Raw genomic sequence first — 17,009 nt, 5'->3', positions numbered from 1 at the left:
GGGGCCGCGCCAGCGCTGTCAGCTCCTCCGTCAGCCCCCGGGGACCTCGTCGACCCCGTCAGCCCACCGTCAGCCCTCCGGGACCTCGCCCGGGGGCTCGGTCGGGGCGGGGGTGCCCGGGTCCGTGGGTGTCGGCGTGGGGTCGGCCGGGGGAGGTGTCGAGGGCGGCGGCTCGGTCGGCGTGGGCGTCGGCTCCGGGGAGGGCGGCGGTGTCGGCCGGGGCGGGGTCGGGGCCGGTGCCGCTCCACGCCCCGTGATCCGCACCGCTGCACCCGACGGCTCGATGCCGATGCGGGCGGTCCACGGCCCCGAGGGCTCCCGGGAGGGGTCCACGGTGACGTACACCGTGACGGACTCGCCCGGGGCGAGGGTGCCGGACGAGCGGCTCGTCCGGAGCCAGGGGGCGTCCGTCCAGACGGTCCAGGACACCGGGGCGCCGCCGGAGGCGGTCAGCGTGACGGCCGTGGCGTTCCCGGCGGACCGGGCGGTGACGGCGAGCCGGCCCGGGCCCGTGTCACCGGACCGGGCGGGCTGCGCGGTGCCGGAGCTGATGACCTCGACCGAGATGCCGGGGCCGCCGCCTGGGGCGGGGCCGTCCGAGCTGCGGGCGCTGCCCGCGTTCTCGTACCGGTCGTAGGAGCGGTCGCCCGAGCGGTCCGCCGACACCTCCGCGTCGCTCGCCGTCACGGACGTGCCGTCGTGCCCCTCGCCGGTCATCGGTGCTCCCCGGTACGCCGCCCAGAGGGCGAGCACGGGAGCCGCGACGACGGTCGCCACCACCGTCGTGGTGACCGCGCGGGCACGCATGCGGTCGCGGCGGGCGGCGTGGTCCTTGGGGTCCATCGGGAAACCGCTGCGATCGAAGCGCGGGGCCGCGGCCCGGGCCCTGGGCACGTGCAGCATCGCCATGTACACGGCGGCCCGGGACGCCTCGACCAGCGGCAGCGCCGCCGGGGTCACCGTGGAGCCGGGCCACGGGCCGGACGCGCCGACGCGCTCCGCGGTGCGCCGGCAGCGCGGGCAGTCGTCGACGTGCCGTACGAGTTCCTGGCGCAGCGCGGCGGACACCAGGACCTGGTGGTCGGCGGTGAGCCGCGCGACGGTCGGGCAGTTGCCGGTCTCCACGACGGCGAGCGCGGCCCGGGTCCGCTCGACCTCGCAGGCGGCCGAGGCGAGCAGCTCACGGGCGGCCGCGGGCGTCAGGCCGAGGACAGCTGCGACCTCGCCCCGGCCCAGCTGGTGCCGTACGGCGAGTTCGAGGGATTCGCGCTGTTCGGGCGTGGTGCCGGCGGCCTCCGGCCAGGCCAGCCGGGACAGTTCAGCGCGGCGCTGCGCCATGGCCTCCTCGGAGAGGGGCGGCTTCCCGGCCGGCACCCGGCGGCCGGCCTGCGAGCAGGAGGCGGGCGCAGAGGGCGCGTCCCCGGGGCCTCGCCGGAGGGCGTGCGCCACCTGGCGCTCCCGTTTGCGCTCCCCCAGCCGCCGCAGACACGACCAGCGGGCGAGCGCGTACAGCCAGGCCCTGCGCTCCGCTTCGCCGCCGGGACACCGGCCGTGGTTCCGCTCGGCGATGGCCAGGACGTCGCCGAGCACGGCCGTCGCCTCGTCGTGCTCGCACAGGACGGAGAGGCAGTAGGTGAACAGCCCGTCCAGGTACGGCTCGTAGCGCGCCGGCGGCTGCTGCGCGACGGTACGGGACGCCCGGCGCTGCTCCCGGTGTGCGCCGTTCGAGTGCATGGGGTGTTCCGGCCTGCTGCTCATCACCCGGTGACCGTAGGGGCCGATTGCACGACCCTTCGTACCGGTTGGCCGCATTTAATGCTTACGGGTGAACGTATCCCTCGAAAGGGGACAGCGGGGTGGCGCACGGTCGTCGGACCCCTCTATGGACTCCGTCCTCCCGTCCATGGGCTCCGTGCCGGAGGGCGGACCGGGGACCGGCCCACCGTTGTCAGTGGGCACCGATACGGTGACGCCATGGCTCCCCGTACCAAATCCGCGAAGGACCGGCCGTCCTACCGCTGCACCGAGTGCGGCTGGACGACCGCCAAGTGGCTCGGCCGTTGCCCCGAGTGCCAGGCGTGGGGCACGGTCGAGGAGTTCGGGGCGCCCGCCGTCCGGACGACCGCCGCCGGACGCGTCTCCACCGCCGCGCTGCCCATCGGGCAGGTCGACGGCCGGCAGGCCACGGCCCGTTCCACAGGGGTGGACGAGCTGGACCGGGTGCTGGGCGGCGGACTGGTGCCGGGCGCGGTGGTGCTGCTCGCCGGCGAGCCCGGCGTCGGCAAGTCCACGCTGCTGCTGGACGTCGCCGCGAAGGCGGCGAGCGACGAGCACCGCACCCTCTACGTCACGGGCGAGGAGTCCGCGAGCCAGGTGCGGCTGCGCGCCGACCGGATCAACGCGCTGAACGACCACCTCTATCTCGCGGCCGAGACGGACCTGTCGGCGGTGCTCGGTCATCTGGACGCGGTCAAGCCGTCCCTGCTGATCCTGGACTCCGTGCAGACCGTCGCCTCGCCCGAGATCGACGGTGCGCCCGGCGGCATGGCCCAGGTCCGCGAGGTGGCGGGGGCACTGATCAGGGCCTCCAAGGAGCGCGGCATGTCCACGCTGCTCGTGGGCCACGTCACCAAGGACGGGGCGATCGCGGGACCGCGGCTGCTGGAGCACCTGGTGGATGTGGTGCTGCACTTCGAGGGCGACCGGCACGCCCGGCTGCGGCTGGTGCGGGGCGTGAAGAACCGGTACGGAGCCACGGACGAGGTCGGCTGCTTCGAGCTGCACGACGAGGGGATCACCGGCCTCGCCGACCCGTCCGGCCTGTTCCTCACCCGCCGTGCCGAACCGGTCCCGGGCACCTGTCTGACCGTCACCCTGGAGGGCCGCCGGCCTCTGGTCGCCGAGGTGCAGGCGCTCACCGTCGACTCCCAGATCCCCTCGCCCCGGCGCACCACGTCGGGGCTGGAGACGTCCCGGGTGTCGATGATGCTGGCGGTGCTGGAGCAGCGTGGCCGGATCAGCGCGCTCGGGAAGCGGGACATCTACAGCGCGACGGTCGGCGGGGTGAAGCTCTCCGAGCCGGCCGCGGACCTCGCGATCGCCCTGGCGCTGGCCAGCGCGGCCAGCGACACCCCGCTGCCGAAGAACCTCGTCGCGATCGGCGAAGTGGGCCTCGCGGGCGAGGTCAGGCGGGTGACCGGAGTCCAGCGCCGGCTCGCCGAGGCGCACCGGCTGGGCTTCACCCATGCCCTGGTGCCGGGTGATCCGGGCAAGGTCCCTCCCGGGATGAAGGTGATCGAGGTCGCCGACATGGGGGACGCGCTGAGGGTCCTTCCCCGCCGCTCTCGCGGACAGGCCCCCCAGGAGGAGGACGCGCGCCGGTAGACTTTGCGCAGGTCTCGCCCGTCCGTACGACCGGCACGCGGGCCACGAGGCCGACCGGAACACGGCCTGGAGGCCACGAAGGGCATCGCAAACCTGCGACCGGAGGAGTGCAGTGGCAGCCAGCGACCGGGCAGCAGCACCCGGAAAGTCCGGGCAGGGCACCGGTAACGAAGCGCTGATGCGTGCCGCGCTGAGCGCGGTCGCGCCCGGCACGGCGCTTCGTGACGGTCTCGAGCGCATCCTGCGCGGCAACACCGGCGGACTGATCGTCCTCGGCATGGACAAGTCGGTCGAGGGGATGTGCACCGGCGGCTTCGTCATCGACGTGGAGTTCACCGCGACCCGGCTGCGCGAGCTGTGCAAGCTCGACGGCGCGCTGGTCCTCGACAAGGACATCTCCAAGATCCACCGCGCCGGCGTGCAGTTGGTCCCGGACGCGTCCATCCCGACCGAGGAGACCGGCACCCGGCACCGCACCGCGGACCGGGTGTCCAAGCAGTGCGGCTTCCCCGTGGTGTCCGTGTCCCAGTCGATGCGGCTCATCGCGCTGTACGTGGACGGCGAACGCCGCGTACTGGAGGAGTCGGCCGCGATCCTCTCCCGGGCGAACCAGGCGCTCGCCACCCTGGAGCGGTACAAGCTCCGGCTCGACGAGGTCGCCGGCACCCTCTCCGCCCTGGAGATCGAGGACCTGGTCACGGTCCGGGACGTGACGGCGGTGGCGCAGCGCCTGGAGATGGTGCGCCGCATCGCCACGGAAATCGCCGAGTACGTCGTCGAGTTGGGTACGGACGGCCGACTCCTCGCGCTCCAACTGGACGAGTTGATCGCGGGCGTCGAACCGGAGCGCGAACTCGTGCTCCGCGACTACGTCCCCCAGCCGTCGGGGAAGCGGACCCGCACGGTCGACGAGGCCCTCTCGGACCTGGACTCGCTCACCCATGCCGAGCTGCTCGAACTCCCAATCGTCGCCCGCTCCTTGGGCTACAGCGGCTCTCCCGAGACCCTGGACTCCGCGGTGTCGCCGCGCGGTTACCGGCTCCTCGCGAAGGTCCCGCGCCTCCCCGGCGCCGTCATCGAGCGGCTCGTCGAGCACTTCGGCAGTCTGCAGAAGCTGCTCGCCGCCAGTGTCGACGACCTCATGGCCGTCGAGGGTGTCGGCGAGGCCCGTGCGCGCAGCGTCCGGGAGGGGCTGTCCCGGCTGGCCGAGTCGTCGATCCTGGAGCGCTACGTCTGACCTCTGACCGGCCTCGCCGCGCTCACTGCCGCCGCCCTCGCCGGCGGCTGGTCGGCCCCGTGTCCGACCGGACGGATCAGTCCTTGGCGAGCACGAAGGACGCCCGCGCCACCGAGTGCGCCGGCATCTTCACCTCGACCAGGTAGGTGCCGGGACCGGCCTGGCCCGGAGGCGGGGTCGCACACTGCGGCGCGCTCCGCCGGCGGTCCCACTCCACGGTGTGTGTGATGGTCGAACCGGCCGGCACCTCCAGCAGCAGACTCCCGGCGTTCTTCGGGCAGTCGGCAGACGACCAGACATGACCGCCGGCCTCGGTGATCGAGAACACCGCCGCCTTCGGGCCGAAGTCCGCCTTGCACGTGACCCCGGACGTGTTCCTCGCGGCCAGCTCGAACTTCGGGCGGCCATCGGGCGCGTACTGCAGCTCGGTGCTCCGCAGGGACAGCTGGACGGCGCCCGGTGCGCAGTCGGGCAGTCGTGATCCGGCGGCGACGGGGCGGCCGGCGCGACCCGTGCCCTTCCCCGAGCCGCCCGTACCGGACGTAACCGAGCCGGAGTCCGCACCGGTGCCCGCGTCGGTCCCCGCACCCGTGCCGTCGCCGCTGTCGTCGCCGGTACCGGCGTCCGCCCCTGCGTCGGCGCCGGACTCGTCACGCCCGCCGGGACCGGTGCCGATCGCGGGTCCGGACCGGGACGGCCCGGGAGTGATCGACGTCGCGGGGCCCGATCCCTTGGCGTCCTCGATGGTGTCGCCGTCGCCCTTCGAACCGACGACCCACGCGACGACCAGCGCGAGCACCGCCAGGACGGACAGCGCAACTGCCCTCCGTCGCCAGTAGATGGAGGAGGGAAGCGGCCCGACCGGATTGCGCAGAGATCCCACGCACCGAACTGTACGAGAGATCCGGTCCAACTCAGGTCACCGGAGCCGCTCGTACGCCATCTTTTGCGGATCATCGGCCCGGCCAGGGGGAGTTCATGTGCCCAGGGTGACGCAGTGGCCCTGATCCGTACTGTGCGTCACCGGGACGCGAAGGCGGTCGGCGCCACCGCGGACGACGCGAAGGCGGTCGGCGCCACCGCGGACGACGCGAAGACGGTCGGCGCCACCGCGGACGACGCGAAGACGGCCGGCGTACTCGCCTCGCCCGCGCTCGCGGTCGCACCCGCGACAGCCCATCGGTACCGGCCCCATACGGCTCACGGCAGGCAGCGGCCCACGGCAGCCGGGCGACGCGCCGCCCGACACACCACGCCGAAGCCGCGCCCCGGTCCCGGCGGCCCCCTCCCCGCGCCACGCGGGTGCCACGGAGACCCCGCTCCCGCCCCGCCCTCGCGACCGCGCCCGGCGGTCGCCGACGGTTGCCAGCGCACGATCCCGGCGCACGATCCGGTGCGGCACGCCGCGCCCCTGCCGTCCGTGGGACGAATCCGTGCCAGGATCGGAGGTGCCATGACTGCGACGACTGCATCCCCCGCCTCCCCGTCCCCCGCTCCCGAGGTGCTGCACGAACCCGTCATCGACTGGTTCGCGGGGCACGCCCGGGACCTGCCCTGGCGTCGGCCGGACGCGGGGGCCTGGGGCGTGATGGTGAGTGAGTTCATGCTTCAGCAGACGCCCGTGAGCCGGGTGCTGCCGGTGTACGAGCAGTGGCTGGAGCGCTGGCCGCGGCCGGCGGACCTGGCCGCGGAGCCGCCGGGTGAGGCGGTGCGCGCCTGGGGCCGGCTCGGCTATCCGCGGCGCGCGCTGCGGCTGCACGCCGCGGCGACGGCCATAGCGGAACGGCACGGCGGCGATGTGCCCAGCGACCACGGGCAGTTGCTGGCCCTGCCGGGCATCGGCGAGTACACGGCAGCCGCGGTGGCGTCGTTCGCGTACGGGCAGCGGCACGCCGTACTCGACACGAACGTGCGCAGGGTGTTCGCCCGCGCGGTGACCGGTGTGCAGTACCCGCCGAACGCCACGACCGCGGCCGAGCGGAGGCTCGCGCGGGCGCTGCTGCCCGAGGACGACGCCACGGCCGCGCGCTGGGCCGCAGCATCGATGGAGCTGGGCGCACTGGTCTGCACCGCGCGGAGCGAGGACTGCGGGCGCTGCCCGATCGCCGCGCAGTGCGCGTGGCGGCTGGCGGGCAAACCGGCTCACGAGGGTCCGGCGCGGCGCGGCCAGACGTACGCCGGTACGGACCGTCAGGTGCGCGGCAAACTGCTCGCCGTGCTGCGCGAGGCACTGCATCCCGTACCGCGGGCGGCACTCGACGCCGTGTGGGGCGATCCGGTGCAGCGTGCCCGGGCGCTGGACGGGCTGGTCGCGGACGGGCTCGTGGAGCCGCTCGCGAACGGCACCTTCCGTCTCCCGCTGGCCTGAACCCGAAACCTCCGCCGGGTCCGCTGTTACACAACCGATGGGTAGCCGTGCGTCCTCCTACGGCTTCCGCGGACAGCCTCGTGACAACCGCTCCGTAGTTTCTTCGCCGAAGAGGAACGGAAACGGGGTCGGAGGCGGTTGGTCATGGCGCACGGCAAGGTGTTGGAGTTCGAGGAGTACGTACGCACCCGGCAGGACGCGCTCCTGCGCAGTGCCCGGCGCCTCGTCCCCGACCCGGTCGACGCACAGGACCTGTTGCAGACCGCGCTGGTCAGGACGTACGGCCGGTGGGACGGCATAGCCGACAAGAACCTCGCGGACGCCTATCTGCGACGCGTGATGATCAACACGCGCACCGAGTGGTGGCGCGCCCGCAAGCTCGAAGAGGTGCCCACCGAGGAACTGCCGGACGCGAGCGTCGAGGACGGCGCCGACCAGCGTGCGGACCGTGCCCTGCTGATGGACGTGCTGAAGGTTCTGGCACCCAAGCAGCGCAGCGTGGTCGTGCTGCGACACTGGGAGCAGATGAGCACGGAGGAGACGGCCGCCGCCCTCGGTATGTCGGCCGGTACGGTCAAGAGCACGCTGCACCGGGCATTGGCCCGGCTCCGGCAGGAGCTGGAGAGCCGCGAGGTGGATGCCCGCGCGCTGGAGCGCTCGGAGCACGGAAGGCGGGAGCGTTGCGCGGCCTAGGCACCAGGGGCTCGGACACGATCTCGTGGACGGCGGGGACAACGGCGGTGGCCGGGGTCGCCGCCTTCGCCCTGTTGGTCGCCGGGTGCGACGCGGGCGGCACGGGCATCCGTGACGAGGGTCCCGCGCACAGCGACAAGGTCGTACAGTCCTCGCCCGGTGCCGGCTCCGGCGCCTCGGCCCCGGAGCGGGCCGCCGACCGGGTCGACGCGGTGGCTCTGCTCCGGGACGACCCCAAGGTCGGCGCGGAGGTCAAGGACGCCCTGAAGCCGTGCGCCGGCGACGACTACCCGGTCGACGTGTCGTACGGGAGGCTGACCGGCGGCACGGTCGAGGACGTGGTCGTCAACGTGATGACCTGCGCCGACGGCGTGGGCATCGGGGCGTATGTGTACCGGCGCAACGGTGACGCGTACGAGAACGTCTTCTCGGCGGAGGAGCCGCCGGTCTACGCGGAGATCGACCGCGGCGACCTCGTCGTCACCCTGCAGGTGTACGCCAAGGAGGACGCCGTGGCGTATCCCTCCGGCGAGGACGTGATCACCTACGGCTGGTCGGGCACGGCCTTCCGGGTGGAGGACAAGGTGCACAACGACTACAGCAAGGCGGTCGGTAACGGGAACCAGGGTCCCGACGCCGCCGCCCCGGTGGAGAACTGAGAGCAGCGGGATGGCCGAGACACATGTCCTGTTCGTCGAGGACGACGACGTCATCCGGGAGGCGACGCAACTCGCCCTGGAACGTGACGGCTTCACCGTCACGGCGATGCCCGACGGCCTGTCGGGCCTGGAGGCGTTCCGCGCGGACCGTCCGGACATCGCGCTCCTCGACGTGATGGTGCCGGGTCTGGACGGGGTGAGCCTGTGCCGCCGGATCCGTGACGAGTCGAACGTCCCGGTGATCATGCTGTCGGCGCGGGCCGACTCGATCGACGTCGTCCTCGGTCTGGAGGCCGGGGCCGACGACTACGTCACCAAGCCGTTCGACGGTGCGGTGCTGGTCGCCAGGATCCGTGCAGTGCTGCGCCGCTTCGGTCACGCGAGCGGCGCAGGCTCCGCCGACCGGGACGAGCAACCGGTCGGCGGTGTGCTCACCTTCGGCGGGCTGGAGGTCGACACCGAGGGCATGGAGGTCCGCAAGGACGGCGCCCCGGTGTCCCTGACACCCACCGAGATGCGGCTGCTGCTGGAGTTCTCGTCCGCTCCGGGGACCGTGCTCTCCCGTGACAAGCTGCTGGAACGCGTGTGGGACTACGGCTGGGGCGGAGACACCCGGGTCGTGGACGTCCATGTGCAGCGGCTCCGCGCCAAGATCGGTCAGGACAGGATCGAAACCGTCCGCGGCTTCGGCTACAAGCTCAAGGCATGAGGCCGCCGGTTCTGCGCACCGGTGTCCGCTGGAAGATCGCCATCGCGATCGCGGCCGTCGGCGCACTCGTCGCAGTCGCCCTCAGTCTTGTCGTGCACAACGCAGCCCGGGTGTCGATGCTCGACAACGCCCGCGACGTACAGCTCGACCGGGTGATGTTCGCCAGGAGCATCTACGAGCGCACCAAGGAGCCGCTGTTCGGCAGCAAGCTCAACGATCCCGCGCTCCCCCCGGAGCTGAAGGAGAAGATCGAGCGGGGGCGTCGGGCCACCCATGTGGAGGAACGGGCGGACGGAGCACCGGACGTCTGGGCGGCGGTGCCCGTCAGCAACGGCTCGCTGTCGCTCCACAAACGGTTCACCGACCGCAACGCCGGCGTCCTGAAGGACCTGGACCGGGCACTGATCATCGGTTCGGTGTCGGTCGTCTTCTTCGGCTGCGCGCTGGGCATCCTGATCGGCGGTCAGTTGTCGCACCGGCTGCGCAAGGCGGCCGCGGCGGCGGGCCGGGTCGCCCAGGGCAACACGGACGTTCGGGTCAGGGACGCCGTCGGCGGCTTCGTGCAGGACGAGACGGACGACCTGGCGCGCGCGGTGGACGCCATGGCGGACGCACTGCAGCAGCGCATCGAGGCGGAGCGCCGGGTCACCGCGGATATCGCGCACGAGCTGCGCACCCCGGTCACGGGGCTGCTGACTGCGGCCGAACTGCTGCCGCCGGGCCGGCCCACGGAGCTGGTGCACAACCGCGCCCAGGCGCTGCGCACGCTGGTGGAGGACGTCCTGGAAGTGGCACGGCTCGACGGTGCGTCGGAGCGGGCCGAGCTCCAGGAGATCGCCCTCGGCGAGTTCGTCACCCGCAGGGTGCAGGTGCTGGCCCCCGAGGCCACGGTGCGGGTGGTGCACGAGGCATGGGTGAACACCGACCCGCGCCGGCTGGAGCGGATCATCGGCAACCTCCTCGGCAACGCGGCGAAGCACGGCAAGCCGGGTGTCGAGGTCATCGTCGAGGGCCGGGTGGTGCGGGTGCGCGACCACGGCCCCGGCTTCCCGGAGGAGCTGCTGCTCGAAGGCCCGAGCCGGTTCCGTACCGGCAGCAAGGACCGGGGGCACGGGCACGGTCTCGGCCTCACCATCGCGGTGGGACAGGCACGCGTCCTGGGCGCACGGCTCACCTTCCGCAATGCCGCACCCCCGTCGGGCGCGGCCAGGGGCGGCGGCAGCGGGGGCGCGATCGCCGTGCTGTGGCTCCCGGAGCACGCGCCGACGAACACGGGGAGCTTTCCGATGCTCGATACGGCCTGAGTCCGGGTGCTGAATACGACGCTGAATACGACGAGGCCACAGGGGGTGGACACGACGCCCGGGCCTTGAGGGTCTCGTAGTCGCCGCGGCAGTCGTCCGTGCGGAACGCGCCCGCTCCGATCACGCCCTTGCCGACCGCTTTCCCGGCACGCGCCGCTGACAACGGCCCCCGCGCTGCTGCGCGGGGGCGGGAGTCCAAGGTTGCTGACGGGGCCGACGCGGTCAGCCGGCGGCGGGGGCGGCCTTCTCCGTGGTGGTGGCCTCAGCGGAGGCGGCCTTCTCCGCGGGGGCGGGACCGGCACCCCGCAGCGGGACCTCCTTGACGAAGAAGGCCGCGACGAAGGCGATCACCGCGATGGCCGAGCCGAGCAGGAACGCCGCGTGCGTGCCGGAGGAGACGGCGAACTGGTAGGCCTCACGAACCGCTTCCGGGAGCTTCGCCAGGCTCGCGGCGTCGAGCTGGGCGGACTGCTGGGTGGCTCCGGCCGCCGCGTCCCCGCCGCGCGCGGTCATCTCGTCCTGGACGCGGGAGGTGAACAGCGCTCCCATGATCGAGACACCGAAGGAGCTGCCGAGCGTGCGGAACAGGGTGGTCGAGGAGGACGCCACACCCATGTCCTTCATCTCGACGCTGTTCTGCGCCACCAGCATGGTGATCTGCATCAGGAAGCCCATGCCGGCGCCGAGCACCGCCATGTAGAGGCCGGAGGTGAGCCGGGAGGTGCCGGTGTCCATCTGCGCCAGCAGGAACAGGCCCACGACCATGAGCGCACCGCCGGCGATCGGGAAGACCTTGTACTTGCCGCTGTTGGTGGTGACCCGGCCGGCGATCAGCGAGACGGCCATCATCGACAGCAGCATCGGGAGCAGCAGCAGACCGGAGTTGGTCGCCGAGGCGCCCTGGACGGACTGCTGGTAGAGCGGCAGGAAGAGCACGGCGCCGAACATGACGAAGCCGGTCAGGAAGCCGATCACCGACATGAGGGTGAAGTTGCGGCTGCGGAAGATGTGCAGCGGCATGATCGGCTCGGCGGCCCGGGTCTCGACGAACAGGAAGGCGGCGAGCGCGAGCACACCGACCGCGATGAGCCCCAGGATCTCGGCGGAGCCCCAGGTGTACTCCGTACCGCCCCAGGTGGTGACCAGCACGATCGCGGTGATACCGACGGTCAGCAGGGCGGCACCCAGGTAGTCGATGCGGGCCTTCGGGCGCTTCGTCTTCGGCAGATGGAGCACGGTCACGAGCATGGCGAGGGCGACCGCACCGAGCGGCAGGTTGATGTAGAAGCTCCAGCGCCAGCCCCAGTGGTCGGTGATGCCGCCGCCGACGAGGGGTCCGCCGATCATGGCGAGGGCCATGACGCCGGCCATCATGCCCTGGTACTTGCCGCGGTCGCGGGGCGGAATGAGGTCACCGATGATCGCCATGACGCCGACCATGAGACCGCCGGCGCCGAGGCCCTGCACGGCGCGGAAGCCGATCAGCTGGCCCATGTCCTGGGCCATGCCGCTGAGGGCCGAGCCCGCCAGGAAGACCACGATCGAGGCGAGGAAGACGCCCTTGCGGCCGTACATGTCGCCGAGCTTGCCCCAGATGGGGGTGGAGGCGGCGGTCGCGAGGGTGTAGGCGGTGACCACCCAGGACAGGTGTTCCAGACCGCCGAGCTCACCGACGATCGTCGGCATCGCGGTACCGATGATCATGTTGTCGAGCATCGCGAGCAGCATCGCGATCATGAGGGCCAGCAGCACCACCCGGACGCCGCGGGCTTCCGGGGCTCCGGCATCGGCGGCGACCGTCCCCTTCTCGGTCCCGATGGCCGGTCCGGCGTCGGCCGGGGGCCGTTTCTGCTCGCCCGGTTGTCCGCTCTGGGCGACCGTCGCTGTCCTGTCCGCTGGCATACCCACTCCCCTGGTACTTACTTGCCGCCCGGCAAGTCAATAGACTTGGGGACCGTAGCCCGCCAACTTGCCGGGCGTCAAGTAAGTTTTCCGGGAGCAGGATGTGAACAGCAGGCAGCAGCCGCGCCGCGGGGACACCCGTCAGCGCATCCAGGACGTCGCCCTGGAACTCTTCGCCGAGCAGGGGTACGAGAAGACCTCACTGCGGGAGATCGCCGAGCGCCTGGACGTCACCAAGGCGGCGCTGTACTACCACTTCAAGACCAAGGAAGACATCCTGATCAGCCTCTTCCAGGACCTCACCCGGCCCATCGACGAGCTGATCGAGTGGGGGCACACCCAGCCCCGCACCCTGGAGACCAAGAAAGAGATCCTCCGCCGCTACCACGCGGCGCTTGTCGGCGCGTCCCCGCTCTTCCGCTTCATGCAGGAGAACCAGGCCACCGTGCGCGAGCTCAGCATCGGCGAGACCTTCAAGGAGCGCATGGTCACGATGACCCAGCTGGTCCAGGAACCCGATTCCACGATGGCCGACCGGGTCCGCTGCATCAGCGCGCTGTTCTCGATGCACGCCGGCATGTTCTTCATGCAGAACATCGAAGGCGACCCCGAGGAGAAGCGCGAAGCCGTCCTCGAAGTCGCCATCGATCTGGTGACCCAGGCGCACCGGAAGGGTCAGAGGGACACGCCCACCGAACGCAGGTAGGCCGCCGGGTTGATCGCGGAGCCGTAGTTCGGGGTGGTGCGGACCTCGAAGTGCAGGTGCGGGCCGCTGGAGTTGCCGGTGTTGCCGGAGAGGGCGATGGTCTGGCCGACGTTCACGGACTGGCCGACGCGAACGTTGATCTTCGACAAGTGGGCGTACTGCGTGTAGGTCGTGCCGCCGTGCTTGATCACGATCGCGTTGCCGTACGCGGGGCCGTCACCGCCGCCGTTCGGGCCGGCCTTGACGACGACGCCCTTGGAGGCGGCCTTCACCGGGGTGCCGACCGGGACGGCGAAGTCCTGGCCGGAGTGCTTCTGCGACCACATGCCGCCCGCCTGGGCGAAGCTCGCGGACAGGGTGTATCCGGAGACGGGGCGGACCCAGGAGCCGGCGGCCTTGGCGAGCTTGCCGGTCTTCGCGGCGGTGGCGGTGGTCGCCGCCGCGGGAGCGACACCGGCGGCCCCCGTCGCAGCGGACGCCACGCCGGTCCCCAGGACCGCCGAAACACCGATGCCGGCAACGGCCACGACGGCACGGGTGCGGGTCGACGACTTGGAGCTGCGGAACGAGATGCGCTTCGACATTCGGGGGTGTACCTCCGGGATGAAGTGACCTGGCACGTGGTGCGCCGGGCTGGCCACACCTTGGTAACCCGAACCGTGCAAATCGCTCAAACACCCCATCTACTACACAAACACGTACGATCCAGAGCGATCGACCCTTTTACCACGGCACCTTCCCCCTAAGCCTTTTAGTACGTGACGTGGGCCACGTGCGGCGTGTCACCGCCGGTGGGACCAAAGGCCCTACGGCCAGGGACCTTTGGCGAGCAACCACGAGGAGGTCCCGGAACTGCGCAGGGCATGCCCGTCGTGCCCTCGAACCCGCTTGGGCGTGACGTCGAGGCCCATCGAAACGACCCGCCCGGGCATGCCGTCGCGCCCCCTCGAACAGCCCGCCGGGGCATCCCGGACCGAGCCGCCCGGACACTCCCAGGCGGCCCGCCCGGGCACCCCGAAGGACGCCCGGCACGGCGGTCGGCTCACCAGGGCACCGCCCATCAGCGGAGCCCGGCATCGGCAGAACCAGCGATCAGCGGAGCCGGGCGGCGACAGCGTCGGACATCCCGAGAGCCGTGGGACGGAACGCCCGGCCGTCGGAGGCGCCGTGCCGCCCCCGGAGCCGGGGGCAGCACGGCTGGACCGGTGGTGCCCACACAGCCCCCTCAGAGTCCGCCCGAGGCCCGCAGAGACCTCAAAGGGCAGGGCCGGGCCCGCCGCGCACGACGGGCCCGGCGACGTCCGCCGCCGGCGGTGCCCGCCCATGGAAACCGCCCAGGCACACAAAAGGCACCGGCCCGGCCGGGGGCACAAAAGGGGCTGCCCCGGACCGTCATCGGACGGTCCGGGGCAGCCCCTGTCAGGCTCCCTGGCGGGCGCTTACGCGTCCTTGCTCAGGTTCGGTCCGGTGCTGCCACCGGCGGTGGACTCGATCGGGGGAACGTCGGGCAGGGCCGACTTCTCCTCGCCGCGGAAGGTGAACTTCTTGGCCTCACCCTCGCCCTCGGTGTCCACGACCACGATGTGACCGGGGCGCAGCTCACCGAAGAGGATCTTCTCGGAGAGGATGTCCTCGATCTCGCGCTGGATGGTCCGGCGCAGCGGGCGGGCACCCAGGACCGGGTCGTAGCCCTTCTTCGCGAGCAGGAGCTTCGCGTCCTGGCTGAGCTCGATGCCCATGTCGCGGTCCTTGAGGCGCTCGTCCACCTTGGCGATCATCAGGTCGACGATCTGGATGATGTCGTCCTGGGACAGCTGGTGGAACACCACCGTGTCGTCGACACGGTTCAGGAACTCGGGCCGGAAGTGCTGCTTCAGCTCTTCGTTGACCTTCGCCTTCATGCGCTCGTAGCCGGTCTTGACGTCGCCCTGGGCGGCGAAGCCCAGGTTGAAGCCCTTGGAAATGTCCCGGGTCCCGAGGTTGGTCGTCATGATGATGACCGTGTTCTTGAAGTCCACGACCCGGCCCTGGGAGTCGGTCAGGCGACCGTCCTCCAGGATCTGGAGAAGGGAATTGAAGATATCGGGGTGGGCCTTCTCCACCTCGTCGAAGAGGACGACGGAGAACGGCTTGCGGCGGACCTTCTCGGTCAGCTGGCCGCCCTCTTCGTAACCCACGTAACCGGGCGGGGATCCGAAGAGACGCGAAACCGTGTGCTTCTCGCTGAACTCCGACATGTCGAGGGAGATGAGCGCGTCCTCGTCGCCGAAGAGGAATTCCGCGAGCGTCTTGGAAAGCTCGGTCTTTCCGACGCCGGACGGGCCGGCGAAGATGAACGAGCCACCGGGGCGCTTCGGGTCCTTCAGACCGGCGCGGGTACGCCGGATCGCCTGGGACAGGGCCTTGATGGCGTCCTTCTGGCCGATGACGCGCTTGTGGAGCTCGTCCTCCATGCGCAGCAGCCGGGAGGACTCCTCCTCGGTGAGCTTGAAGACCGGGATGCCCGTGGCGGTGGCCAGGACCTCGGCGATCAGCTCGCCGTCGACCTCGGCGACGACGTCCATGTCGCCGGCCTTCCACTCCTTCTCCCGCTTGGCCTTGGCGGCCAGGAGCTGCTTCTCCTTGTCGCGCAGGGATGCGGCCTTCTCGAAGTCCTGCGCGTCGATCGCGGACTCCTTGTCGCGGCGGACACCGGCGATCTTCTCGTCGAACTCGCGCAGGTCCGGCGGCGCGGTCATCCGGCGGATGCGCATCCTGGAACCGGCCTCGTCGATCAGGTCGATCGCCTTGTCCGGCAGGAAGCGGTCCGAGATGTAGCGGTCGGCCAGGGTGGCGGCCTGGACCAGCGCCTCGTCCGTGATGGAGACGCGGTGGTGCGCCTCGTAGCGGTCGCGCAGGCCCTTGAGGATCTCGATGGTGTGCGGCAGCGAGGGCTCCGCGACCTGGATCGGCTGGAAGCGGCGCTCCAGCGCGGCGTCCTTCTCGAGGTGCTTGCGGTACTCGTCGAGCGTGGTGGCACCGATGGTCTGGAGCTCACCGCGGGCGAGCATCGGCTTCAGGATCGACGCGGCGTCGATGGCGCCCTCGGCGGCGCCCGCGCCGACCAGGGTGTGCAGCTCGTCGATGAACAGGATGATGTCGCCGCGGGTGCGGATCTCCTTGAGGACCTTCTTCAGTCGCTCCTCGAAGTCACCGCGGTACCGGGAGCCGGCGACCAGGGCACCGAGGTCGAGGGTGTAGAGGTGCTTGTCCTTGAGGGTCTCGGGCACCTCGCCCTTGACGATGGCCTGCGCCAGTCCCTCGACGACCGCCGTCTTGCCGACGCCGGGCTCGCCGATGAGGACCGGGTTGTTCTTGGTGCGGCGGGACAGCACCTGCATGACCCGCTCGATCTCCTTCTCGCGCCCGATGACCGGGTCGAGCTTGGACTCGCGGGCGGCCTGCGTGAGGTTGCGGCCGAACTGGTCCAGGACGAGCGAGGTCGAGGGGGTGCCCTCGGCCGGACCGCCTGCCGTGGCCGCCTCCTTGCCGCCGGAGTAGCCGGAGAGCAGCTGGATGACCTGCTGGCGCACCCGGTTCAGGTCGGCGCCGAGCTTCACGAGGACCTGGGCGGCGACACCCTCGCCCTCGCGGATCAGGCCGAGCAGGATGTGCTCGGTGCCGATGTAGTTGTGGCCCAGCTGGAGGGCCTCGCGGAGCGACAGCTCCAGGACCTTCTTGGCACGGGGGGTGAAGGGGATGTGCCCGGACGGGGCCTGCTGGCCCTGGCCGATGATCTCCTCCACCTGCTGGCGGACCGCCTCGAGCGAAATGCCGAGGCTCTCCAGGGCCTTAGCGGCGACACCCTCACCCTCGTGGATCAAGCCCAGGAGGATGTGCTCGGTGCCGATGTAGTTGTGGTTGAGCATCCGGGCTTCTTCCTGAGCCAGGACGACAACCCGCCGCGCGCGGTCGGTGAACCTCTCGAACATCGTTAATCGCTCCTCAGAGCGGTCAGTCAGTTAGGGGTCGATCCCCTCCCTGTCCTTCCGCAGCTTAGTCCCGCAA

At 71.3% G+C, this 17,009-nt stretch carries 13 protein-coding genes; 8 read left to right on the top strand and 5 right to left on the bottom strand.

The window, feature by feature from the left end; all coding sequences use genetic code 11:
* Positions 1 to 69: 69 nt before the first annotated feature.
* Complete coding sequence (locus tag ACZ4Z5_RS27815; RefSeq protein ID WP_468267460.1) at positions 70 to 1,758, bottom strand: BACON domain-containing protein; 1,689 nt, start codon at positions 1,756 to 1,758, stop codon at positions 70 to 72.
* A 216-nt stretch (positions 1,759 to 1,974) separates the two neighbouring features.
* On the opposite strand from ACZ4Z5_RS27815, the gene radA reads away from it, so the two are divergent.
* Together radA and disA are read left to right on the top strand one after the other, a co-directional pair.
* Positions 1,975 to 3,384: a DNA repair protein RadA gene (gene radA, locus ACZ4Z5_RS27810; RefSeq protein WP_468267458.1), complete on the top strand. Its 1,410-nt coding sequence runs from the start codon at positions 1,975 to 1,977 to the stop codon at positions 3,382 to 3,384.
* Between the two features lie 112 nt (positions 3,385 to 3,496).
* Positions 3,497 to 4,621 carry a DNA integrity scanning diadenylate cyclase DisA gene (gene disA, locus ACZ4Z5_RS27805; RefSeq protein ID WP_468267456.1) on the top strand — a complete coding sequence of 375 codons (1,125 nt, stop codon included), beginning with the start codon at positions 3,497 to 3,499 and terminating at the stop codon, positions 4,619 to 4,621.
* A gap of 76 nt (positions 4,622 to 4,697) precedes the next feature.
* On the opposite strand, the gene ACZ4Z5_RS27800 is transcribed toward disA, so the two are convergent.
* Complete coding sequence (locus tag ACZ4Z5_RS27800) at positions 4,698 to 5,504, bottom strand: hypothetical protein (RefSeq protein WP_468267454.1); 807 nt, start codon at positions 5,502 to 5,504, stop codon at positions 4,698 to 4,700.
* 570 nt (positions 5,505 to 6,074) lie between these two features.
* On the opposite strand from ACZ4Z5_RS27800, the gene ACZ4Z5_RS27795 reads away from it, so the two are divergent.
* From ACZ4Z5_RS27795 to cseC, 5 genes are all read left to right on the top strand, one after another.
* Positions 6,075 to 6,989, top strand: a complete 915-nt coding sequence (locus tag ACZ4Z5_RS27795; protein WP_468267452.1) for an HhH-GPD family protein — start codon at positions 6,075 to 6,077, stop codon at positions 6,987 to 6,989.
* A gap of 144 nt (positions 6,990 to 7,133) precedes the next feature.
* Positions 7,134 to 7,682 (top strand): SigE family RNA polymerase sigma factor, encoded by a 549-nt coding sequence (locus tag ACZ4Z5_RS27790; RefSeq protein WP_468267450.1) that lies wholly within the window; start codon positions 7,134 to 7,136, stop codon positions 7,680 to 7,682.
* Positions 7,670 to 8,341, top strand: a complete 672-nt coding sequence (locus ACZ4Z5_RS27785; RefSeq protein ID WP_468267448.1) for a hypothetical protein — start codon at positions 7,670 to 7,672, stop codon at positions 8,339 to 8,341. Before ACZ4Z5_RS27790 ends, ACZ4Z5_RS27785 begins: the two co-directional genes overlap by 13 nt.
* A 10-nt stretch (positions 8,342 to 8,351) precedes the next feature.
* On the top strand, positions 8,352 to 9,050 hold the full coding sequence (cseB, locus tag ACZ4Z5_RS27780; protein WP_468267446.1) for a two-component system response regulator CseB: 699 nt from the start codon (positions 8,352 to 8,354) through the stop codon (positions 9,048 to 9,050).
* A complete protein-coding gene (gene cseC, locus ACZ4Z5_RS27775; protein WP_468267444.1) occupies positions 9,047 to 10,354 on the top strand; it encodes a two-component system sensor histidine kinase CseC in 1,308 nt (435 codons plus the stop codon). The genes cseB and cseC overlap by 4 nt, the downstream gene beginning before the upstream one ends.
* Positions 10,355 to 10,576: 222 nt before the next feature.
* On the opposite strand, the gene ACZ4Z5_RS27770 is transcribed toward cseC, so the two are convergent.
* Positions 10,577 to 12,256, bottom strand: coding sequence for an MDR family MFS transporter (locus tag ACZ4Z5_RS27770; RefSeq protein ID WP_468267442.1), 1,680 nt, complete (start codon positions 12,254 to 12,256; stop codon positions 10,577 to 10,579).
* A gap of 103 nt (positions 12,257 to 12,359) precedes the next feature.
* On the opposite strand from ACZ4Z5_RS27770, the gene ACZ4Z5_RS27765 reads away from it, so the two are divergent.
* Positions 12,360 to 12,962 carry a TetR/AcrR family transcriptional regulator gene (locus tag ACZ4Z5_RS27765; RefSeq protein ID WP_468267440.1) on the top strand — a complete coding sequence of 201 codons (603 nt, stop codon included), beginning with the start codon at positions 12,360 to 12,362 and terminating at the stop codon, positions 12,960 to 12,962.
* On the opposite strand, the gene ACZ4Z5_RS27760 is transcribed toward ACZ4Z5_RS27765, so the two are convergent.
* Positions 12,932 to 13,546: a M23 family metallopeptidase gene (locus ACZ4Z5_RS27760; protein ID WP_468267438.1), complete on the bottom strand. Its 615-nt coding sequence runs from the start codon at positions 13,544 to 13,546 to the stop codon at positions 12,932 to 12,934. The genes ACZ4Z5_RS27765 and ACZ4Z5_RS27760 overlap by 31 nt on opposite strands.
* An 855-nt stretch (positions 13,547 to 14,401) precedes the next feature.
* A complete protein-coding gene (locus ACZ4Z5_RS27755; RefSeq protein WP_468267436.1) occupies positions 14,402 to 16,933 on the bottom strand; it encodes an ATP-dependent Clp protease ATP-binding subunit in 2,532 nt (843 codons plus the stop codon).
* Positions 16,934 to 17,009: the final 76 nt, after the last annotated feature.

The sequence above is a fragment of the Streptomyces sp. NPDC030222 genome (assembly GCF_055573115.1).
This window is presented reverse-complemented; position numbering and strand designations above follow the sequence as displayed.